A 20,871-nucleotide genomic window follows, 5' to 3' on the forward strand; every position below is an offset into this window, starting at 1 on the left:
GATCACCTCCACGGAGAGTGCCCCTCTTCTCATCGTGCGCGGCCCTCAACGGGGTTGCATCTCGTAGCGGGACCGCGCCCGAGCGGCCGGGCGGCCGGGGCGGGGCAGCGCGGACCCTGGAGGAGGTAGGTCAGGCCGAAGCCCGCACCCACCACCACCGCTCCCCCGGCCGCGTCGAGCACCCAGTGGTTCGCCGTCGCGACGATCGAGAGGGCGGTGCACAGCGGATGCAGCAGGCCCAGCGCCTTGACCCACCACCGGGACGCCAGGGCCGCGATCACGAGGCCGCACCACAGCGACCAGCCGAAGTGCAGGGACGGCATGGCCGCGTACTGGTTGGTGAGGGCGGTGAGCGTGCCGTAGTCGGGCCGGGAGAAGTCCTGGGTGCCGTGCACGGTGTCGATGAAGCCGAGTGTCGGCATCAGACGGGGTGGCGCCAGGGGGTAGAGCCAGAATCCGACGAGGGCGAGCAGCGTGGCGAAGCCCAGGGCGGAGCGGGCCCAGCGGTAGTCGCCGGGGCGGCGCCAGTAGAGGACCGCGAGGACTGCCAGCGGGACCACGAAGTGGAACGACGTGTAGTAGAAGTCGAGGAAGTCCCGCAGCCGGCCGATCCCGGCGACGGTGTGGTTGAGCCAGTGCTCGACGTCGATGCGGAGGGCGCGTTCGACGTCGTAGACCTGCATGCCGTGCTCCTCGGCCTCCGCGCGCCCGGCCGAGTTGCTGCCGCCGGTGGCCGCGAGGCGGACCTGGGAGTAGGCGGCGTAGGTGACGCGTAGGAGGAGCAGTTCGAGCAGGAGGTTGGGCCTGCTGAGGACCCGGCGCAGGAACGGCATCAGCGGCACGTGCCGGAAGCGGGCCGGGGTGGTGGGCGCGTAGGCGGGCGGTGCCGGTGACCGGTAGGCGGGCGAGGAGCGGGACAGGAACGGCACGGCGGTGGCGGCGGCCAGGGCGGCCAGCAGGACGACGTCGTCCCGCAGCGGCCGCAGGAGCGCCATGTCCGGCAACAGCATCCGGGCCGGCAGGGTCATGACCAGGACGACGGTGACCGGCCATACGTACCGGTCCGACGCGCGCGTGCCGACCCGGCCGACGACCGCGAGCAGCACCCACAGCAGCTGGTGCTGCCAGGCCGTGGGGGAAACGACGATCGCGGCGCAGCCGGTGATCGCGACGGCGAGCAGCAGCTGTCCGTCGTCGAAGTACCGCACGGCCCGGCGCAGGGCCAGGACGACGACGGCCGCGCCGAGCGCCAGGAAGAGCGCGACCTCCGCGGGGCCGACCAGGCCGAGCCGGAGCAGGGCCCCGTGCAGGGACTGGTTGGCGAGGTCGTCGGCCCGGCCGCCGAGGCCGGCGCCCGCCAGGTGGTGGACCCAGTACTGGGAGGAGTCGTGCGGCATCGCCGCCCAGGCGAGCCCGGTGCAGGCGGCGAAGGTGACGACGGTGGCGAGCGCGGCGCGTCTGCGGCCGGTGCACCACAGCAAAGGCGTGAACAGCAGCAGGGTGGGCTGGAGCGCCGCCGCGACGCCGATCAGCAGGCCGCTGGCGCGCTGGCCGTGGACGGTGAAGCAGCCGAGCAGGACGAGCAGGACCGGGATGATGCTGGTCTGGCCGAGCGACAGGGTGTCGCGGACGGGCAGGGACAGCATCAGCAGGCTGACGGCGACCGGCGCGGCCAGCAGTGCCGTACGGCGGCCGACCGGCTGGGGCAGGGCGCGGGCGGCGGTCAGGCCGAGGGCGACGACCAGCAGCAGCGTGCCGAAGGTCCAGCCCCAGCCGAGGGCCTGTTCGGCCGAACGGGTGAGGGGCTTGAGGGCGAGGCCCCCGAAGGGCGTGCCCGTGAAGCGGGTGGAGTCGTACAGCGAACCGTTCACATGCAGCACGCCGTTCGGCCCCACCCAGGTCTCCAGGTCCGTCAGCCGCTCACCGCGCGGGGTGGCGAGGACGGCGGCGACCTGCCGGGCGGCGAGGACGGCGGCGATCAGCCACAGCCCCAGGCGGGCGGCGCGCAGGCGTGTGCGGACCCCGTCGACGGCCGTCGCTCCGAAGCCTTCCGCCGGTCGTCCGCCGCGATCCGCATTCGCCACGTCTCATCGGCCTTCCGCAGCAGTTCATCCCACATGTCCAGAATGCGGGGATTCTCCCGCGAACCCTATGGGGATCACGCGACCCCGGGAAAGACGGCGCGGGCAACTGCGGAACACTTCGCTACTGCACACTCGAAAGCGAGAAGGATCACATGAAGATCAGGTGGGACCCCTCCCGGAGGGGGCAGAAACACCTGCACAGCGACGATTTACATGCAGCGTGCAACGACTTCCGTACCGCCCGTGAGCGGGGCAAAGCCGCCTATCGTCGCTCATTCGGCCCGTACGACAGCGCCGCCGCGCGGGACCGCGTCCCTGTCCCCGTCGAAAGGTAGGCGAGCGAGCCTTGTCGACTGCCTCAGTCGTCACACCCGCGTCTCCCGTGAAGACCCGCAAAGCGAAGGCCCCCGATCCCACCGTCACCGACCCCGCGCTCGTCAAGCGCGCCGTGAAGGCGGCCGCGCTGGGCAACGCGATGGAATGGTTCGACTTCGGCGTCTACAGCTACATCGCCGTCACGCTGGGCAAGGTCTTCTTCCCCTCGGGCAACCCCACCGCCCAGCTGCTGTCCACGTTCGGCGCCTTCGCCGCGGCCTTCCTGGTCCGCCCCCTCGGCGGCATGGTCTTCGGCCCGCTCGGCGACCGCGTGGGCCGCCAGAAGGTCCTCGCCCTCACCATGATCATGATGGCGGCGGGCACCTTCGCGATCGGTCTGATCCCGTCGTACGCGACGATCGGTGTCGGCGCGCCGATCCTGCTCCTGGTCGCCCGCCTCGTGCAGGGCTTCTCCACCGGCGGTGAGTACGCGGGCGCCTCCACGTTCATCGCCGAGTACGCCCCCGACAAGCGGCGCGGCTTCCTCGGCAGCTGGCTGGAGTTCGGCACGCTCGCCGGCTACATCGGCGGCGCCGGCCTGGTCACGATCATGACCGCCCTGCTCTCCGCCGACGACCTGACCTCCTGGGGCTGGCGCATCCCGTTCCTGATCGCGGGCCCGATGGGCATCATCGGCCTCTACCTGCGGATGCGCCTGGAGGAGACCCCGGCGTTCGCGGCCGAGGCGGAGAAGGCCGAGAACAACCGCCCGAAGACCCCCCTGCGCGAGATGGTGACCGGCCAGTGGCGCGCGCTGCTGCTCTGCGTCGGCCTGGTGCTGGTCTTCAACGTCACCGACTACATGCTGCTGTCGTACATGCCGAGCTACCTGACCGGTCAGCTCCACTACGACGAGACACACGGCCTGCTGGTCGTCCTCGGCGTGATGGCCGTGATGATGATCGCCCAGCCGTTCGCCGGCGCGCTGACCGACCGGGTCGGCCGCCGCCCGGTGATCGCCACCGGCTGTGCGGGGTTCCTGCTGCTCTCCGTCCCGGCCCTGCTGCTGATCCGCCAGGGCAGCCTGCTCGCGGTCGCGCTCGGCATGGGCGCCCTCGGCCTGCTGCTGGTCTGCTTCACGGCGTCGATGCCCTCCGCGCTGCCTGCGCTGTTCCCGACGAAGGTCCGCTACGGCTCGCTGTCGATCGGCTTCAACGTCTCGGTGTCCCTGTTCGGCGGGACCACCCCGCTGGTGGTCACGGCCCTGATCGGCGCGACCGGGAACATGATGATGCCCGCCTACTACATGATGGCCGCGGCGGTGATCGGCGGCTTCGCGGTGTGGCGCATGGCGGAGTCGGCGGGGCGCCCGCTGCCCGGTTCGGCGCCCTCGGTGGCGGGTCGACACGCCGAGTGAAATCCCGCTGACAGGGCCCCGCGCACCAACTATCTTCGTCAGCGCAGTAGTTAGGGAAGCTAACTGTGCTGACGAAAGGTAGAGGTGCATGAGCGAGTCGCACGTCTGGGACGAGGTCGACGCCTACTTCACCGCCCACCTCGCCCCGGACGACGAAGCCCTGGCGGCCGCCCTGCGCGACAGCGACGCCGCCGGGCTTCCGCACATCAACGTCGCCGGGAACCAAGGCAAGCTCCTTCAGCTCCTCGCCCAGATCCAGGGCGCCCGCCACATCCTGGAGATCGGCACGCTCGGCGGCTACAGCACCATCTGGCTGGGCCGCGCCCTGCCCGATGACGGTCGGCTGGTCTCCCTGGAGTACGACCCCCGGCACGCCGAGGTCGCCGTCCGCAACGTCGCCCGCGCCGGACTTGAAAAGCTGGTCGAGGTGCGGGTGGGCCCGGCCCTGGAGTCGCTGCCCAAGCTGGCCGACGAGAACCCGCCGCCCTTCGACCTGGTCTTCATCGACGCCGACAAGGTCAACAACCCGCACTACGTGGAGTGGGCGGTCCGACTCACCAGCACGGGCAGCCTGATCGTCCTCGACAACGTCGTACGGGGCGGCCGGGTCGTCGACGCGGACAGCACCGCCCCGGACGTGACGGGCACCCGCACGGCGATCGAGCTGATCGCCGGCCATCCGAGGCTGAGCGGCACGGCGATCCAGACGGTGGGGATGAAGGGCTACGACGGGTTCGCGCTGGCGCGTGTGCTGGCGTGAGACCCCGCCCTCACACCTCGTGGTAGAAGCCCACGTTGACGCTGCGCGGGGCGGTGCGGTCCTGGACGATGATCTCGCCGCTGCCGCCCCTGGGCAGCGGGACGGTGCCGCCGTAGGCGAGAGGCTGGGCGTACTCCCCCATCATCAGCCGTACCTCGGAGGACGGGTCGGGCTGGGAGCCGCGCAGCCAGGTGACCTGCCAGGTGCCCTCCGGCCCGCACAGGAACTCCAGGTGGACGCGGGAGACGAACAGCCAGTCGTCCGGTGTGCTCAGCCGGCACACGGACTTGTCGCGGCCCACCCGCAGCACCGCGCCCGGCTCGCTGGGCGCGTCGGCCATGAGCATGCCGGCCGTGGCGCCCGCCTCCGCCTCCGCGACGGTGGCCATGGTGAGTTCGAGCACGTGCGCTCCTCCTGAGACGTCCTGGTGGGCCGGCCGGGTTCATGGCCCGCCGCATGATAAAACGCCCGGCCACGCGGTGTCCGGCACAATGGCCTCATGACCGAGCGAAAGCCACCCGGCGTCGACTTCGAGTCCTGGGTCGACAAGCAGATCCGTGACGCGGAGGCGCGCGGGGAGTTCGAACGGCTGCCGGGCGCGGGCGCACCGCTCCCCCACGACATCGAGAGCACCTACGACGAACTGTGGTGGGTCAAGCGGAAGATGGCCCGGGAGGGTTTCTCCGTCCTCCCGCCGGCGCTGGCCCTGCGCAAGGAGGCGGAGGACGCTCTGGAGGCCGCGCTCGCGGCGCCCTCGGAGCGGATCGTTCGGAAGATCATCGACGAGGTCAACGTCAAGATCCGCGAGATGATGTTCAAGCCGCCGCCCGGCCCCCCGCTGGGAAAGAAGCCGTACGACGTCGAGGACGTCGTACGGCAGTGGCGGGAGCGCCGGGCGGATCGCTGACCGGGGGACGCGCCCCGGCTCACACGTGCAGCAGCCGTTCGGCCAGTTCCCGGTAGTCCTTCAGGGCCAGCCGGAGCTGCTCGGTGTCGGCCGACGACACGGACCTGCTCTCACCGCCCTCGACGGACTGCCAGGAGTGCCGCAGGGTGCGGCGGCGCTGCGTCACGGCCTCGGTGAAGCGGGCCGCGATCTCCTCCAGCACGTGGTCGGCCTCCTCGACGGCGGCCCGGGGCCCGTCGACGAACCCGGCGACGGCGTGCTGCAACTGCGAGCCGAGCTTGTCGCACTCCTCGTGGGCGAGGAGGTGGGCCCGTTCCTTGGCGGAGCCGACCTTGTCGGGGCCGGTGCCGTGGTCGCCGCGCAGGGCGTCGGTGCCGTGCCGGCCGGGGCCGTCGCGGTCGGTGCCATGCGGGTCGAGGCCGGTCCGGTCGGGGCCGTTACGGTCGAGGGCGTTCCGGTCGGTGCCGGGCACGTCCGTGCCGTGCGCCGCGGCGCGGTCCGCGTCGGTGCCGTACGGAACATCGCGGTCGGTTTCGACGCGGTGTGTGGTTCCGCGTCCGGTGTCGGTGCCGTGCGTGGTGCCGCGGTCGGCTTCCAGGTCACGGCCTGCGCCGCGGTCCGGTTCCGGTCCTCGGGCCGTCGCGCGGCGGTCCGTGCCCGGGGCGGTCTGGCGGTGGCCGGTGCCCAGGGCGCTCTCGCCGCGGGCGTCCGGGGCGGCCGGCGTGTGGTCGCCGGGCGGTCGGGTCATGTCGGTCATTGCCTCAACTCTCCTTCGCCTGACGTCGGTTCATCGCCCACGGCAGGTGCCCGCCACGGGCCGGGGCCTTGCGGCCGCCGTTCAGAGCGGCGCGCTCGCGGCCGCTGTCGTGCCTACCGCCGGTGTGGCCGCCGCCGTCGTGGCGGACCGGCTTCACCAGCTCCTCGAACAGGGCGCGGGCCGCCACCATGGCCTCACGCATGTCTTCCGTGCCCTGGCCGCCGTCGCGGGCGTCCTCCGCGCGCAGATGCGCCGCGCGGTGCACGCGCCGGTAGCCGTCCACGTGGTGGGCGTGGTGCACGGACAGCGCGGCCAGCTGTTCCTCGTACTGCCCGCCGTCCGGGAAGCCGCGGACACCGGCGAGCTCGGCGAGCAGCCGGTCCGCCTCGGCGACGGCGTCGCGCGGCGAGTCGACGAACCGCTCCTGGGCGGCCGTCCAGCGCGCCTCGTACTGCTCGCGCTGCGCCGGCTCCAGCGACCGCTCGCGCAGATCGCCGTGGCGCTGCACGCGCTCGGTCAGTTCGCGCTCGGCCGCTTTGGCGTCACCGTCGTGCCGGGCGACGGCCCGGTCGTACTCGGGTCCGAAGCGCCGCTTCAGGCTCGGGCCCCGCCGAGGCCCGCGGGCGCGCAGGGTCATGACGGCCGCGATGACGACGACCGCCGCGATCACGATCAGAGCAATGATCAGGCCAGTGGACATGAATGCCTTCCGGGTTCTCGGCCCAACCGGCTCTCCTCGCGAGCCGGTTCGCCCGTCGGGTGTCCCCAAAGCCCGTCTCCAAACGGCACCCGGGCGCAACCGGGGCGTGACCACGTGGCCGGGACTATTCGGTTGCGGGTCCGGTGGGGCGGCTGCGGAGAATGCGGTTCGTGATGTGGACCGTGACGCCGGAACCGTACGACTCACCCGTGGCCGCCGCTCTGTGGCGGGCGTACTACACCGAGGTCAGCGACCGCTGGTACCTGCTGCACGAAGGGCGCCGGACCGACCCGGCCGAGCTGGAGCGGGAGATCGCCGCCCAGCCGGGTGTCTATCTCGCGCCGCCGGACGGCCGGCTGCTCGTCGCCCGGTACGGCGGTGAGCCGGCCGGCAGCGCGGGCGTACGGCTGCTGGACGGGACGACCGCCGAGCTCACGCGGGTGTTCCTGTACGCATCGATGCGCGGCCGGGGCGGCGCGCCACTCCTGGTCGGGGCCGCCGAGGACGCCGCACGCGCGCTCGGCGCCGCCCGGATGATCCTCGACACCCGCGGCGATCTCGTCGAGGCCCGCCGCCTCTACGCCCGCCTCGGCTACACGGAGACCGGACCGCACAACGACGACCGGTACGCGGAGCACTGGTTCACCAAGGAACTGGCCCGGCCTCAGGCCGGCTCCTCGGTGGAGCGCACCCTGTAGGGCCGCTCGCGCCGCGATCCGCACAGTTCGTCGTTCAGCTCCCGCACGAGCTGCTCCAGCTCGGTCGGCCGGTCCGGCCCCCACCAGTCGCCGAGCAGCTCGGCGAGGGACTCCTCGCGGGCCTCGGCCAGCCGGTCGGCGACCTCGCGTCCCGCGTCGGTCAGGACCATGTCGACGCCCCGGCGCACGGCGAGGCGGCGTTCCTCGGCCTGCCGGCCCGCCTCCATGATCACGGTCAGGGGCAGGGACATGGTGTCGGCGAGCACGCCCGGCTCCACGGAGCCGTAGCGCCGCGTCCGCAGCAGCAGCCAGCTCGTCGCGGGCAGCAGGTCGTAGCCCGCCCGGGCGGTGATCCGCCGGTAGATCTCGCGCCGTCCCGCGCGGGAGCCGAGCACCGACAGCGCCCGGCACACCTCGTCGTACGAGGACCGCTCGACGGGGTTGCTGGCGAGGGTCTCGCTGGCGTCGGGCGCGGTGACCGAGCCGCGCAGCCGGTCCTCCTTCAGGAACCAGGCCAGCACGAAGCCGAGGAGCGCGACGGGGGCGGCGTACAGGAAGACGTCCGTGATGGAGACGGCGTAGGCGTGCAGGGCCGGCGGGCGCAGGCCGGGAGGCAGGGCGGCGATGCCCCGCGGGTCGGCCTCCAGCGTGTCCACGGAGGTGCCGGGCGGCAGCCGGGCGCCCCGGAAGGCGTCGGTGAGCTGCTCGCCGAGCCGGCCCGCGAAGACCGTGCCGAAGACGGCGACGCCGAACGAGGCGCCGATGGAGCGGAAGAAGGTCGCGCCGGAGGTGGCCACGCCCAGGTCCTCGTAGGGGACGGCGTTCTGCACGATGAGCACGAGGACCTGCATCACCAGGCCGAGCCCGAGCCCGAAGACGAAGAAGAAGCCGCTCAACTCGGCGGTGGAGCTGTGCTCGTCGAGCTGGTGGAGCAGGAGCAGCCCGAGCGTGGTGATGCCGGTGCCGGCGATCGGGAACACCTTCCAGCGGCCGGTCCGGCTGACGATCTGCCCGGAGGCGGTCGAGGCCAGCAGCAGGCCCAGCACCATCGGCAGCATGTGCACACCGGACATGGTCGGGCTGATGCCCTGCACGACCTGGAGGAAGGTCGGCAGGTACGTCATGGCGCCGAACATGGCGAACCCGACGACGAAGCTGATCACGGCGGCGAGCGTGAAGGTGCGTACGCGGAACAGTTTGAGCGGCAGGACGGGTTCGGCGGCCCGCTGCTCGACGGCCACGAAGGCGACGGCGAGGACGACGCCCAGGACCGCGAGGCCGACGATCTGCCAGGACCCCCATGCCCAGGTCGTCCCGCCGAGTGAGGCGACCAGCACCAGGCAGGTGGCGACCGAGGCGATGAGGAAGGTGCCGAGGTAGTCGATGACGTGTCGTTGCGCCCGGCGCGGGATGTGCAGGACGGCCGCGATCACGGCGAGCGCCACGACGCCGACGGGCAGGTTGACGTAGAACACCCAGCGCCAGCTCAGATGCTGGGTCAGCAGGCCGCCGAGCAGCGGTCCGAGCACGCTGGTCGCGCCGAAGACGGCACCGAACAGCCCCTGATAACGGCCGCGTTCGCGCGGGGGCACCAGGTCGCCGACGATCGCCATCGACAGCACGATCAGCCCGCCGCCGCCGAGCCCCTGCAGGGCCCGGAACGCGATCAGCTGGCCCATGTCCTGTGCGGCCCCGCACAGCGCGGATCCGACCAGGAAGATCACGATCGCCGTCTGGAAGAGCCTCTTGCGCCCGTACTGGTCGCCGAGCTTGCCCCACAGGGGGGTGGCGGCGGTCGCGGCCAGCAGATACGCGGTGACCACCCAGGACAGGTGATCCAGCCCGCCCAGATCGCTGACGATCGTGGGCAGCGCGGTCGCCACGATGGTCTGGTCGAGGGCGGCGAGCAGCAGGCCGAGGAGCAGGGCGCCGATGGAGACCAGGACGTTCCCGGGCACCTGCTCCCGAGGGGCCGTGCCGTGGGGCGTCAATGTGGTGGCGTTCCCGTCCTCGGCCATCCGACCTCCAGCGTCTGATGTGACTTTTTCCATCGTGACCGCTGTGACCTGTTATGGCCTGCCGGGCCCTTTTGGAAGCCGCGCTTCCGGGGGCTCCTCGACGGCACTGTGGAGAAGATCTGGATAATCTCTGGAGTTCGCGAGGGGAGGGAGGAACGCGTGGAACCGCCGAACGGCCACCCGTGCCCGGAGTGCGGCGCGCCCAGACAGCGGGACAACACCCCCGCCTGCGCCTGCACACACCGGGCCGCCGAGGCCCTGCGCGACACCCGCACGGCCCAGGCGGCGGCAGCGGAGGACTTCGACCCGCTGCGGATCCGCCCGTACGTGGAGATCGACCCCACCAGGACGACGACGCCCGCGGCTGTGCCTCCGGGCGACGCGGCCGCCCCGGAGTCGGGCACCGGCGCCTCGCCCGCGCACGCGGAGCCCGCGCCCGCCAGGAGTGCCGCTCCACCCCAGGGCAACGCGGCCCCGCCCGCCGGAAGCACCGCCTCACCCCAGGGCAACGCAGCCCCGCCCGCCGGAAGCACCGCCTCACCCCAGGGCAACGCAGCCGCGCCCGCCGGAAGCACCGCCTCACCCCAGGGCAACGCAGCCGCGCCCGCCGGAAGCACCGCCTCACCCCAGGGCAACGCGGCTCCGCCCGGCGGGGGTATCGCCCCCGCCGGGAGTGCAGCCCGGCCGCCCGTCCCCGCCGACGCCACCGTGCCGCTGCGGCCCGTCGAGACGGACGCCACCGCCGTGCTCCCGGCCGCGCCCCTCACTCCGGTGGTTCCGACTCCCCCGGCGCCCGCCGCGAACGAGCCGAGCGTCACCGACCTGCGGATGTTCGACGGCGCGGCGCGGGCGGACCGCGGCGCGCCGGACGCGGGCGGGACCGGCGCGCGGAGGCGGCGGCGCACCCTGCTGCTCGCCACCGCCGGTGCCTGTGTCGCCGTCGTCGCGGCGGCCGGGTACGCGAGTGGGCTGTTCTCCTACGAGAGCCCCTCCCGCGACACCGCGCTGCCGGACGGCATCCGCGCGAGTGTGCCGGACGCCCCGTCGAGCAGCGCGGCGTCCACACCCCCGCAGGGCAGCACCTCGGCGGCTGCGCCGGCCCCGGCGCCACCACGGCCGTCGCCGTCCCGCAGCGGGAGCCCGTCCGCCTCGCCGTCGCCGTCCGCGCCGAGCGCCTCGGCGAGCCCGTCGCAGTCGCCGTCCCCGTCGGCATCGCAGCCGTCGGCATCGGCGACCGGCCCCGGGCAGGCCCCTCCGGACAACTCCCGCCAGGACAAGGGCCCGGCCGTCCTGCGCCTCGGTGACAGCGGCCCGGAGGTCACCGAACTCCAGCTACGGCTGCGACAGTTGTACCTCTACGACGACGACACCGACGGCACCTTCGACGACCGCCTCCGGGAAGCGGTCCGCACCTACCAGTGGTCACGCGGCATCCAGAGCGACGACCTGGGCGTCTACGACCAGGAGACCCGGGCCAAGCTGGAGTCGGAAACCCGGGAGCCGTGACGGCCGGGGCGTCGTGCCGTGACACCATCACGGCGTGCCGTGACGCCGTGACGCCGTGACGGCTGACGTGATCACCGGCAACGCCGGTTCACGCTCGCGCGACGCGCACGCGCCATCCCTGCGAGCGGGGCGGCCTGGCGAGCGGGGCGGCCGGGCCCACCCGGGGGTGATGCATCACCCTGCACGTGCTCGCCGGCAACGCCGGGCCGGCCCACGCCGCCCACCCACCGCGCCGCCCGGGTGAGACGGACGGCCACGAGTTCAGCCGACGCACAGGCGGATCCCCGCGCCGCCCGGGCAAGACGGACGACCGCGAGTTCAGCCGACGCACAGGCGGATCCCCGCGCCGCCCGGGTGAGGCCGGCGGCCGCGAGTTCAGCCGATGCGCAGGCGGATCGTCCCGTCGCCCGCGTGCTCCACACGCACCTTCGTGAGGTCCTCGACCACCACGTCCGGTTCGTGGACCGCGGCCCGGGGGCCGATGCCCACCACCGTCATCCCGGCGGCGCGGCCGGCCGCTATCCCGGCTCCGGAGTCCTCGAACACCACACAGTCGGCGGGAGCGATCCCCAGCTCGGCGGCGCCCTTCAGGAAGCCCTCCGGGTCGGGCTTGCTCGCCCCGACGGACTCCGCCGTCACCCGCACCCCGGGCAGTTCCAGACCGGCCGCGGCCATCCGCGCCGTCGAGAGCGCCACGTCGGCGGAGGTCACCAGCGCGTGCGGCAGCCCCCGCAGCGAGGCCAGGAACTCCGGCGCCCCGGGGATCGCGACGACACCGTCGGTGTCGGCCGTCTCCTCGGCGAGCATCCGGGCGTTGTCGGCGTGGTTCTGCTCCATCGGCCGCTCGGGCAGCAGCAGCGCCATGGAGGCGTAGCCCTGCCGGCCGTGGACGACCTTCATGACCTCGTCCCCGTCCAGCCCGTGGCGCTCGGCCCAGCGCCGCCAGACGCGCTCGACCGAGGCGTCGGAGTTGACGAGGGTGCCGTCCATGTCCAGCAGGAGGGCGCGGGCGGTGAGCACGGCGGTGGCCGTCATCGGCAGCTCCAAGGCTCGGGGCGCGTTCCAGCGCGGGAGAGGGGCTGACGACGGATCGCGACCGGCACGCCCCCGGGGGACAAGGCGGCCCCGCCCGCCGGTCAGGGAAAACGGGCGGAGGCCACTTTGTTCCTCCACGGTACAAAATAATCCCGGCTCCGCGCCAGGGCCCCCACCGGACCTTCACCCCCTGTTCAGCCCGCCCGGGTCACCCGGTCACGGCCTCCCACAGGCTCCACAGCCCGAGCGTCAGCATCACCAGCGCCGCGATCTGCGTGATCAGCCGCAGCGGCACCTTCTTCATCAGGGCCTTTCCGCCCACGATGCCGATCCCGGCCACGGCCCACAGTGCGAGCACCGCGCCCAGGCCGACGGAGAGCGGGTCGTCGTAGCGGGCGGCCAGGTTCGCCGTCATGATCTGGGTCAGATCACCGAACTCGGCGACCAGGATGAGCATGAACCCGGCACCCGAGACCTTCCAGAAGGACTGGTTCTCCGGCTTGCGGACCTCCTCCTCGTCCTCACCCTTCTTCAGCAGCAGCACCGCGGCCCCACCCAGGAAGAGCACGCCCGTGAGGGCCTGCACGATCTGCTGCGGCAGCAGCGTCAGCACACTGCCGGCCGCGACGGCGAGCGCGACGTGCAGCGCGAAGGCGGCGGCCACACCGGCGAAGACGTACGAGGCGCGGTAGCGGGTGCCGAGCACGAGGCCGGCGAGGGCGGTCTTGTCCGGCAGTTCTGCGAGGAAGACGACACCGAAGACGACGGCCGTCACGGTCAGGCTGATCAAGGGTTCCTCAATCGGTCGGGGCTGCCCCACCGAGAGTGCTCGACCTTCGCACGCGACACCTCGGCACGGCAGCACATCGGTACCCGTGCCGGGGGCACGGACGTGCACTGCTTTGCCGAAGGTCTCGCTGGCAGGTCCGGGAAAGGACCGGCCTCCGGGCGCCGGCTCAGGCGGGCTGAGCAGTATGTCGACGGTCCGGCGAAGAGCTACTCCCCTTCTGCGCCGTCCATGGTACGGGACGCGCCTGGAGTGAAAAGTTCCGCCTTGAATCTTGTCATGTCATGGCCGCGTCACTAACTTCTCACCGGACGCACATCTGTGCGTCACACGGCAGCGCGAGCATTCCCTCGCTCGCAAGCCAACACCCCCCTCTCCCCAGGGAGTTCGCATGCCCAGGTTCTACGCGCGTCGACGGCTGAGCGTGGCCGCGGCGGCCACCGCGCTCATATCCTCCGTGGCCCTCTTCAACGCCCCCACGGCCTCCGCCGCCCTGCCCACGCCCGTGAGCGGCGCCACCGCCCGCTCCTACCTCGCCACGCTCACCGTGACGACCGAGGACCGCACCGGCTACAACCGCGACCTCTTCCCGCACTGGATCACCCAGTCCGGCACCTGCAACACCCGCGAGGTCGTCCTCAAGCGCGACGGCACCAACGTCCAGCAGGACTCCTCCTGCGCCGCCACCAGCGGCAGCTGGTACTCCCCCTACGACGGCGCCACCTGGACCGCCGCCTCCGACGTGGACATCGACCACCTGGTCCCGCTGGCCGAGGCCTGGGACTCCGGCGCGGACTCCTGGACGACGTCCCGCCGCCAGTCGTTCGCCAACGACCTCACCCGCCCGCAGCTCATCGCGGTCACCGACAACGTCAACCAGGCCAAGGGCGACCAGGACCCGGCCACCTGGATGCCCTCCCGGACGGCGTACCGCTGCACCTACGTCCGGGCCTGGGTGCAGGTGAAGTACTACTACGGCCTCTCGGTCGACTCGGCCGAGAAGTCCGCGCTGCAGAACTACCTGGCGAGCTGCTGACACGCTGATTCGTGTCGGGACCTCCCCGCTGACCTCCGTCGTTCCGTACCGTACGGGGCGACGGAAAGGGGAACGACATGAGCGCACTGCGCCTCGGACCGCTGCTGAGGTACACCGACGGCTCGTCCGCCACCGTGTGGGTCGAGACGAGCCGTCCGTGCACCGCCGAGGTGCGCTGCGCCGACGGCGCCGGCGGCACGGCCCGCAGCTTCCAGATCGCGGGCCACCACTACGCACTGATCCCGGTGACGGGCCTCACCGCCGGTACGACCACGACGTACGAGGTACTCCTCGACGACACCCGGGTGTGGCCGCTGCCCGGCTCCCCCTTCCCGCCCTCCGCGATCCACGCGCCCGGCCCGGAGGGCGACCTCAACGTCGCCTTCGGCTCCTGCCGCTGGGCCTCCCCGCCGGCGGGCGGCGACGACCCCGTCGGCCCGGACGCCCTGGACGCCCTCGCCACCCGCCTCGCGGCCGACCCCGGCGGTGAGCGGCCGCACGTCCTACTGCTGCTCGGCGACCAGGTGTACGCCGACGAGACCTCGGACTCGACGCAGCGCTGGCTGGCGGCCCGCCGCGATCTGAAGGAGGGGCCGGGCAACGGCGTCGCGGACTACGAGGAGTACACCCACCTCTATTACGAGTCGTGGCTCGACCCCCGCATCCGCTGGCTGCTGTCCACCGTGCCCAGTTTCATGATCTTCGACGACCACGACGTGATCGACGACTGGAACACCTCCGCCGCCTGGCTCACCGACATGCGCGCCACCGGCTGGTGGCAGGAGCGGCTGCTGAGCGGCCTCATGTCGTACTGGGTCCACCAGCACCTGGGCAACCTGTCCCTGGAGGAGCTGGCGGCCGACCCGGTCTACGAGGCGGTGTGCAAGGCCCCCGACGGCACCGACACGCTGCGCGACTTCGCCGCCCGGGCCGACGCCGACGCGGCCACGGCCCGCTGGAGCTACCGGCGCGACTTCGGGCGCGTACGCCTGGTGATGGTGGACAGCCGGGCCGCCCGGGTCCTCGCCGAGGGCGAGCGCGCGATGCTCGACCCGGGCGAGGAGACCTGGCTGCGCGAGCAGGTGCTGGACGGGCCCGAGACCTACGACCACCTCCTGATCGGCACCTCGCTGCCCTGGCTGCTGCCACACCTGGTGCACGACGCCGAGGGGTGGAACGCGGCGCTGTGCGGTGGCGAACGGGGCGATCGCTGGGCGCGGTTCGGGGAGAAGGTGCGGCGCGCCGCCGACCTGGAGCACTGGTCGGCGTTCCCCGAGTCCTTCGCCGGGCTGGCGGAGCTGATCGCCGAGGCGGGCTCGGGGCGGGACGCGCCGGCGACGGTGTGCGTGCTGTCCGGGGACGTGCACCACGCCTACATCGCCGAGCCCTCGTGGCCCGGCGGCGGCCCGGACGCCCGGGTCGTGCAGCTCGTCTGCTCCCCCGTCCACAATTCGGTGCCGCTGTCGATGCGGCTGGCCTTCCGCATCGGCTGGAGCGCGATGGCGCGAGGTCTCGGCCGCGGCCTCGCCCGGCACGGCCGCCTCCCGAGCCCGCCGGTCGGCTGGCGCAAGACGGGCGGCCCCTGGTTCGGCAACCAGCTCATGACCCTCACCCTGCGCGGCCGCGCCGCCCGGCTGCGACTGGAGCAGGCCAAGGCCCGCAAGGGGGCGGGACCCCGCCTGACGACGCTGCTGGACTCCGAGCTTGCCCCCTGACCCGCCCTGTTCCACCCGTTTGTCGTGCTGTGCTCGGGGATGTCCCACGATGCTCGTGAGGCATCCCACAGCGACGTCAATCCTTCCCCACGAACCCCGGCTTCCCTCCCAGGCGACGGCATGATGAGGCGGACCGTCCGCTTCCTGCCCGGCGGACCACCGAACGCGCCCCCCACGCCCGGGAGTCCCACCCTTGTCTGCGTCGCACGAGGAAACCCAGAAAGCTCAGGAAGCCCAGGAAACGTGGGAGACCCGGGAGGCCTGGAAATCCGTACCGGCCGAGGGTCCCGGACCGGCCACGAGACCCGCGGGTGTCTCCGTCGCCCTGGTCGGCGCCGGGCCACGGGGCACCAGCGTCCTGGAACGCCTGTGCGCCTCCGCCCCGGAACTCCTGCCGCCCGGCGCCCGGCTGACGGTCCACGTGATCGACCCGGACCCGCCCGGCCCCGGACGCGTCTGGCGCACCGCCCAGTCGCCCGAGCTGCTGATGAACACCGTGGCCTGCCAGGTGACCCTGTTCACCGACGACAGCGTGGACTGCGCGGGCCCGATCCGCCCGGGTCCGAGCCTGCACGAGTGGGCGGGCGGCAGGCTGGGCCCGGACGAGTACCCGACCCGGGCCGACTACGGCCGCTACCTGGAGTGGGTGTTCGCCGAGGTGGTGCGGCAGGCGCCGCCGTCCGTGCGGGTCGAGACACACCGGGCTCGCGCGCTGCGGCTCGACGACCGCCCCGGCGACCGCCAGGTCCTCACCCTCGACGACGGCCGCACCCTGACCGGCCTGTCCGCGGTGGTGCTGGCCCAGGGGCATCTGCCGAGGACCGCCGGCCCCGATCTGCTGCGGCACGCGGCCCACGCCGCGCGGCACGGCCTGCGTCACGTCCCGCCCGCCAACCCGGCCGACGTCGACCTGTCCTCGGTCCTCCCGGGCGAGCCCGTGCTGCTGCGCGGCCTCGGCCTCAACTTCTTCGACCACACGGCCCTGCTGACGACCGGCAGGGGCGGCCGTTTCGTACGGGACGCCGAACGCCTGCGGTACCTGCCCTCCGGCCGTGAGCCGCGGCTCTTCGCCGGCTCCAGGCGCGGCGTCCCGTACCAGGCACGCGGCGACAACGCGAAGGGGCCGTACGGCCGGCACGTCCCGCTCGCCCTCACTCCGGAGGTGATCGCGGGGTTCCGCAAGCGCGCGGACTCCGGGGAGGCGCCCGACTTCCTGGCGGAGATATGGCCGTTGGTGGCCAAGGAGGTGGAGACGGTCTACTACGGCGCGCTGCTCCGGCGGGCCGGGGCGCGGGCGGGGCGCGAGCGGGAGTTCGCCGACCGCTTCCTCTCCGTCCCGCACGGCGATCCCCTGGAGGCACCGCTGTTGGCGGAGTTCGGGGTGCCGGACGCCGACCGCTGGTGCTGGGAGCGGATCTCCCGCCCGTACGCCGGGCGGGACTTCGGGCATTGCGGCGAGTGGGACGACTGGCTGCTGTCGTATCTGCGCGAGGACGCCGCGCAGGCCGCTGCGGGCAATGTGCACGGCCCGCTGAAGGCGGCACTGGACGTGCTGCGCGACCTGCGCAACGAACTGCGGCTGATCGTCGACCACGGGGGTCTGGCCGGTGCCTCCCGCCGGGACCACCTGGACCGCTGGTACACCCCGCTCAACGCGTTCCTGTCCATCGGCCCGCCGCGCCGCCGCATCGAGGAACTCGCGGCGCTGGTGGAGGCGGGGGTGGTGCGGGTGCTCGGGCCGCGGTTGCGGGTGACGGACGAGGACGGGGGCTGGGTGGCGCACTCCCCCGACGTGCCGGGGTCGGCCGTGGTTGTGAGAACCCTCATAGAGGCCCGCCTGCCGGAACCGGACCTGCGGCACACCGCCGACGCCCTTCTGGCCGGCCTGCTGCGCAGCGGGCAGTGCCGCCCGCACACCACCGACGGTTATGAGACAGGGGGGTTGGACGTCACTCCGCGCCCCTACCGTCTGATGGATCGTCAAGGAGTTGCACACACAAGGCGGTTCGCGTTCGGTGTGCCGACAGAAGGCGTGCACTGGGTGACCGCCGCCGGAGCCCGGCCAGGGGTGGATTCGGTCACGCTTTCGGACGCGGATGCGGTGGCGAGAGCCGTTCTACGTGCGGCTGGACCCCAGACCGGGCTTCAGGGGGAGGCAAAGCAGTGGCCAAATGTTGAACTTGCAAGCATCAATTAGGCACACCTAACGTGGGCTACTCCGCGGCATCCGTCCCCGACCGGCCTCCCCAGGGCCGGCCAACCGAAGGAGTGACCCCCCACATGACCGCTCGCCTCAACGGCGCCCAGCCCTACGCGCTCGGACTGTTCCGGATCGTGATCGGCCTGCTGTTCGCCTGCCACGGCGCCGTCGCACTCTTCGGCGTCCTCGGCGGTGCGGACGGCAAGGGCGGCACCGCCGCGACCGGCGCCTGGCCCAACTGGTACGCGGCCGTGATCGAACTCGTCGGCGGCACCCTGGTGCTGCTGGGCCTCGGCACCCGCATCGCGGCGTTCATCTCGTCCGGCGCGATGGCGTACGCGTACTTCAAGGTCCACCAGCCCCAGGGCCTGTGGCCGATCGAGAACAGCGGCGAGGGCGCGGCCATGTACTGCTGGTCCATGTTCCTGCTGATCTTCACGGGCTCCGGCGCGTTCGGCCTGGACCGGCTGTTTGCCAAGCGCACCTCCACGCAGGAGCAGCGCTCCGCCGGCCAGACGCCGGTGGCCGCCTGAGCAGCCCGGCCCGTCGGACACGACAACGGCGCCTTCCCCTCGCGGGGAGGCGCCGTTCCGTCTGCGGCGACCCGCTGCCGAGGCAAGGGGGACGTCATGCATGCATATGCTGACAATCAGGGACAAGCCGAGGCGAGGTGAACAGTCCGCACCGAACGTATGAGCCCCCCGTGAACCGCTCGTCACACCCCAGGCGTACGCTCTATGGCTGTCATGGCCACCCCTGCCGCTCCCCCCGCGCCATCGCGGCACGGTCTGGCCCACGGGGGAGTCACGGGGAGTCGCGGTGCTGGAGCAAGTGGGGTTGCCGATCGGCAGCCCATGGATCTACGCGGTGGTGGCCTTGTCCGTCCTGCTCGACGTGTTCCTGCCGGTGCTGCCCAGCGGTGTCCTGGTGATCACGGCGGCCACGGCGGCGGCAGCGGGCACCGCGACCGACGTGCCCGACATCCTCGCCCTGACCCTCTGCGCGGCCACCGCCTCCGTCCTGGGTGATCTGGCCGCCTACCGCCTCGCCTGGCGCGGCGGCGCCCGCCTGGACCGGGCGATCTCCCGCTCCCGGCGGCTGACCACCGCCCAGGAACGTCTGGGCGCGGCGCTCGCCCGGGGCGGCGGCGCCCTCGTCGTCGTCGCCCGTTTCGCTCCCGCGGGCCGCTCGGTGGTCTCCCTCGGCGCGGGCGCCGCCCGCCGCCGCGCCCGCGACTTCCTGCCCTGGTCGGCCCTGGCCGGCTTCACCTGGGCCGTGTACAGCGTCGCCCTCGGCTACTTCGGCGCCCACTGGCTGGGCGCGACCTGGCTGGCGACGGCCGTATCGGTGGGGGCGCTCTTCGGTGCCGGGGCAGGAGCGGCGTATCTGATGCAGCGGGAGCCGCGGACGTCGTAGTCCGGACTCCGGCTCACCCCACCCCGACCACCACGACCTGGAAGCGGCTGAGACATTGACGACGACGGCGTCGCGGAAAGCCTCCCGAATAGAACGGATCACCTCCACCGCGAGGCGGCACCCACGGGCGATGCTGTGGGCCGCGGCAGGAGCGATCACTCTCGGCTTCCTCGTCGCCCTCCAGATCACCGCGTACCACCTCGGCATACCGGGGCCGATCACCACGCAGGCACGCGAGGTGATCTACGCCCCCAAGTCCGGGTTCCTGCTGTACGCCAGCCTCGCACTGACGATGGTGGTGCTGACCTGGCGGCAACGGCTCGTCGCCCTCGGCACCGCGATCGGCATCGACCTGGTGTTCCTGCTGGTCCGCTGGGCGATCGGCGCCTATCCCGACGAAGGCCACCCGTTCGGCAACGGCGCGCTGTGGGTGATCCTGGGCTGCGGGATCATCGCCCTCACCCGCCGCACCGGACCGGAACGCGTCCTGATGCTGAAGGGCGTGGGGCTCGGCCTGTTGCTGGTGACCGGACGCAAGACCGGCGACACCTGGCTGCTGATCACGTCGAAGACCCGACCGCTCGTACTGGACCCGTACATCGCCATGGCCGACCACGCGCTGGGCAACCCGTCGTGGTTGGCGGGCCGGCTGCTCAGGGCGAGCGGCCCGGTCGGCGAGCACGCCCTCGACTACGTCTACGCCCAGCTCGCGGTGGCCGCGGTGTGTGTGGCGCTGTACCAGCTGCGCAACGTGGCGGCCGAGCAGCGCTTCCCACGCCACCACCTGGTGCGCACCTTCCTGCTGATCGGCGTACTCGGACCGGCCGTCTACATGATCTACCCCGTGGTCGGGCCGATGTTCGCCTACGGCCCCGAGGGCGGGCACTGGGCGGCGGCCGACCTGTGGCCGGACACGCTGCCGCCGGTCACGACCCCGTACGCGATGCCGTTCGACGGGATCACCCCGCGCAACTGCATGCCCAGCCTGCACACGGCGTGGGCCACCACGATCTTCATCCACTCGCGCAGGGGACCGCGTGCTCTGCGTCTCGCCGGCACGTTCTGGCTGATCGCCACCCTCGCCGCGACGCTGGGATTCGGCTGGCACTACGGCGTGGACCTCATCGCCGGCGTGGTCTTCGCGTACACGGTCGAGGCGGCGCTGCGCACGTACGACCGCGACTGGGACCGGGCGGGTCTCCGGCTGGTCGGCTACGGGACGGTCGTCTTCGCGGTGCTGCTCGCGTCCTACCGCTTCCTGCCGCTGGAGATGGCCGCGTACCCGTGGCTCTTCGCGCCTCTGCTCCTGCTGGCGATGGCCTCGGTGGTCCACGGCTACCGGCGGACCACCAGGCTGTGGGAGGCGGCGTCCATCCCGGCGCCACGCCCCGAACCACAGCCCGAACCGGCGGTCTGAGCCCCGGGGCCGCCCCGGCTCGCCCTCCGCGCCCGGGTTCGGCCGGCTCACCGTCCGCACCCCGGCTCCGGCCCGTTCGCCTTCCATGCCCGGACCCGGCTAG

18 protein-coding genes are annotated in these 20,871 nt (G+C 72.6%); 11 read left to right on the top strand and 7 right to left on the bottom strand.

Features of this window, described 5'->3' with window-relative positions; genetic code table 11:
- Positions 1 to 29: 29 nt before the first annotated feature.
- Entirely contained in the window at positions 30 to 2,084 is a 2,055-nt protein-coding gene (locus ACZ7EG_RS01235) for a bifunctional glycosyltransferase 87/phosphatase PAP2 family protein (RefSeq protein WP_471070494.1), read from the bottom strand.
- A 346-nt stretch (positions 2,085 to 2,430) separates the two neighbouring features.
- Here ACZ7EG_RS01235 and proP point away from each other — a divergent pair, with 346 nt between their 5' ends.
- Together proP and ACZ7EG_RS01245 are read left to right on the top strand one after the other, a co-directional pair.
- Positions 2,431 to 3,816: a glycine betaine/L-proline transporter ProP gene (gene proP / locus ACZ7EG_RS01240; RefSeq protein ID WP_471070496.1), complete on the top strand. Its 1,386-nt coding sequence runs from the start codon at positions 2,431 to 2,433 to the stop codon at positions 3,814 to 3,816.
- Positions 3,817 to 3,904: 88 nt separating this feature from the next.
- A complete protein-coding gene (locus tag ACZ7EG_RS01245; RefSeq protein WP_471070498.1) occupies positions 3,905 to 4,576 on the top strand; it encodes an O-methyltransferase in 672 nt (223 codons plus the stop codon).
- A 10-nt stretch (positions 4,577 to 4,586) separates the two neighbouring features.
- On the opposite strand, the gene ACZ7EG_RS01250 is transcribed toward ACZ7EG_RS01245, so the two are convergent.
- Positions 4,587 to 4,979 (bottom strand): hypothetical protein, encoded by a 393-nt coding sequence (locus ACZ7EG_RS01250; RefSeq protein ID WP_471070500.1) that lies wholly within the window; start codon positions 4,977 to 4,979, stop codon positions 4,587 to 4,589.
- A gap of 96 nt (positions 4,980 to 5,075) precedes the next feature.
- Between ACZ7EG_RS01250 and ACZ7EG_RS01255 the strand changes: the two genes are divergently transcribed.
- Positions 5,076 to 5,483, top strand: a complete 408-nt coding sequence (locus ACZ7EG_RS01255; RefSeq protein ID WP_471070502.1) for a DnaJ family domain-containing protein — start codon at positions 5,076 to 5,078, stop codon at positions 5,481 to 5,483.
- A 19-nt stretch (positions 5,484 to 5,502) separates the two neighbouring features.
- Here ACZ7EG_RS01255 and ACZ7EG_RS01260 read toward each other — a convergent pair whose 3' ends face one another.
- Together ACZ7EG_RS01260 and ACZ7EG_RS01265 are read right to left on the bottom strand one after the other, a co-directional pair.
- A complete protein-coding gene (locus tag ACZ7EG_RS01260) occupies positions 5,503 to 6,240 on the bottom strand; it encodes a hypothetical protein (protein WP_471070504.1) in 738 nt (245 codons plus the stop codon).
- A 4-nt stretch (positions 6,241 to 6,244) separates the two neighbouring features.
- Positions 6,245 to 6,940 carry a hypothetical protein gene (locus ACZ7EG_RS01265; RefSeq protein ID WP_471070506.1) on the bottom strand — a complete coding sequence of 232 codons (696 nt, stop codon included), beginning with the start codon at positions 6,938 to 6,940 and terminating at the stop codon, positions 6,245 to 6,247.
- A 170-nt stretch (positions 6,941 to 7,110) separates the two neighbouring features.
- Between ACZ7EG_RS01265 and ACZ7EG_RS01270 the strand changes: the two genes are divergently transcribed.
- Positions 7,111 to 7,638 (top strand): GNAT family N-acetyltransferase, encoded by a 528-nt coding sequence (locus tag ACZ7EG_RS01270; protein WP_471070508.1) that lies wholly within the window; start codon positions 7,111 to 7,113, stop codon positions 7,636 to 7,638.
- On the opposite strand, the gene ACZ7EG_RS01275 is transcribed toward ACZ7EG_RS01270, so the two are convergent.
- Entirely contained in the window at positions 7,605 to 9,656 is a 2,052-nt protein-coding gene (locus tag ACZ7EG_RS01275; protein ID WP_471070510.1) for an MDR family MFS transporter, read from the bottom strand. The two genes, ACZ7EG_RS01270 and ACZ7EG_RS01275, sit on opposite strands and share 34 nt — an antisense overlap.
- A gap of 159 nt (positions 9,657 to 9,815) precedes the next feature.
- Here ACZ7EG_RS01275 and ACZ7EG_RS01280 point away from each other — a divergent pair, with 159 nt between their 5' ends.
- Positions 9,816 to 11,162 (top strand): peptidoglycan-binding protein, encoded by a 1,347-nt coding sequence (locus ACZ7EG_RS01280; RefSeq protein ID WP_471070512.1) that lies wholly within the window; start codon positions 9,816 to 9,818, stop codon positions 11,160 to 11,162.
- Between the two features lie 375 nt (positions 11,163 to 11,537).
- Here the strand turns inward: ACZ7EG_RS01280 and ACZ7EG_RS01285 are convergent, their stop codons facing one another.
- Positions 11,538 to 12,197 carry an HAD-IA family hydrolase gene (locus tag ACZ7EG_RS01285; protein ID WP_471070514.1) on the bottom strand — a complete coding sequence of 220 codons (660 nt, stop codon included), beginning with the start codon at positions 12,195 to 12,197 and terminating at the stop codon, positions 11,538 to 11,540.
- Between the two features lie 208 nt (positions 12,198 to 12,405).
- Positions 12,406 to 12,987 (bottom strand): TMEM165/GDT1 family protein, encoded by a 582-nt coding sequence (locus tag ACZ7EG_RS01290; protein ID WP_471070516.1) that lies wholly within the window; start codon positions 12,985 to 12,987, stop codon positions 12,406 to 12,408.
- A gap of 388 nt (positions 12,988 to 13,375) precedes the next feature.
- On the opposite strand from ACZ7EG_RS01290, the gene ACZ7EG_RS01295 reads away from it, so the two are divergent.
- The 6 genes from ACZ7EG_RS01295 to ACZ7EG_RS01320 all read left to right on the top strand — a co-directional run bounded on the left by ACZ7EG_RS01295 (position 13,376) and on the right by ACZ7EG_RS01320 (position 20,768).
- Positions 13,376 to 14,020, top strand: coding sequence for an HNH endonuclease family protein (locus tag ACZ7EG_RS01295; protein WP_471070518.1), 645 nt, complete (start codon positions 13,376 to 13,378; stop codon positions 14,018 to 14,020).
- 77 nt (positions 14,021 to 14,097) lie between these two features.
- Entirely contained in the window at positions 14,098 to 15,735 is a 1,638-nt protein-coding gene (locus ACZ7EG_RS01300; protein ID WP_471070520.1) for an alkaline phosphatase D family protein, read from the top strand.
- A gap of 325 nt (positions 15,736 to 16,060) precedes the next feature.
- Complete coding sequence (locus ACZ7EG_RS01305) at positions 16,061 to 17,932, top strand: FAD/NAD(P)-binding protein (RefSeq protein ID WP_471072408.1); 1,872 nt, start codon at positions 16,061 to 16,063, stop codon at positions 17,930 to 17,932.
- Positions 17,933 to 18,015: 83 nt separating this feature from the next.
- Positions 18,016 to 18,468: a DoxX family protein gene (locus ACZ7EG_RS01310; protein ID WP_471070523.1), complete on the top strand. Its 453-nt coding sequence runs from the start codon at positions 18,016 to 18,018 to the stop codon at positions 18,466 to 18,468.
- A gap of 286 nt (positions 18,469 to 18,754) precedes the next feature.
- Positions 18,755 to 19,351 carry a DedA family protein gene (locus ACZ7EG_RS01315; RefSeq protein WP_471070525.1) on the top strand — a complete coding sequence of 199 codons (597 nt, stop codon included), beginning with the start codon at positions 18,755 to 18,757 and terminating at the stop codon, positions 19,349 to 19,351.
- A gap of 130 nt (positions 19,352 to 19,481) precedes the next feature.
- A complete protein-coding gene (locus tag ACZ7EG_RS01320) occupies positions 19,482 to 20,768 on the top strand; it encodes a phosphatase PAP2 family protein (RefSeq protein ID WP_471070527.1) in 1,287 nt (428 codons plus the stop codon).
- Positions 20,769 to 20,871 lie beyond the last annotated feature (103 nt).

The organism is Streptomyces sp. NPDC037100 (assembly GCF_055606225.1).

Bases quoted from the DNA above. Each gene is read 5' to 3' on its own strand.
- ACZ7EG_RS01245 (WP_471070498.1), top strand. From the start codon at position 3,905: ATGAGCGAGTCGCACGTCTGGGACGAGGTCGACGCCTACTTCACCGCC.
- ACZ7EG_RS01255 (WP_471070502.1), top strand. From the start codon at position 5,076: ATGACCGAGCGAAAGCCACCCGGCGTCGACTTCGAGTCCTGGGTCGAC.
- ACZ7EG_RS01260 (WP_471070504.1), bottom strand. From the start codon at position 6,240: ATGACCGACATGACCCGACCGCCCGGCGACCACACGCCGGCCGCCCCG.
- ACZ7EG_RS01265 (WP_471070506.1), bottom strand. From the start codon at position 6,940: ATGTCCACTGGCCTGATCATTGCTCTGATCGTGATCGCGGCGGTCGTC.
- ACZ7EG_RS01275 (WP_471070510.1), bottom strand. From the start codon at position 9,656: ATGGCCGAGGACGGGAACGCCACCACATTGACGCCCCACGGCACGGCC.
- ACZ7EG_RS01285 (WP_471070514.1), bottom strand. From the start codon at position 12,197: ATGACGGCCACCGCCGTGCTCACCGCCCGCGCCCTCCTGCTGGACATG.
- ACZ7EG_RS01295 (WP_471070518.1), top strand. From the start codon at position 13,376: ATGCCCAGGTTCTACGCGCGTCGACGGCTGAGCGTGGCCGCGGCGGCC.
- ACZ7EG_RS01300 (WP_471070520.1), top strand. From the start codon at position 14,098: ATGAGCGCACTGCGCCTCGGACCGCTGCTGAGGTACACCGACGGCTCG.
- ACZ7EG_RS01310 (WP_471070523.1), top strand. From the start codon at position 18,016: ATGACCGCTCGCCTCAACGGCGCCCAGCCCTACGCGCTCGGACTGTTC.
- ACZ7EG_RS01320 (WP_471070527.1), top strand. From the start codon at position 19,482: ATGCTGTGGGCCGCGGCAGGAGCGATCACTCTCGGCTTCCTCGTCGCC.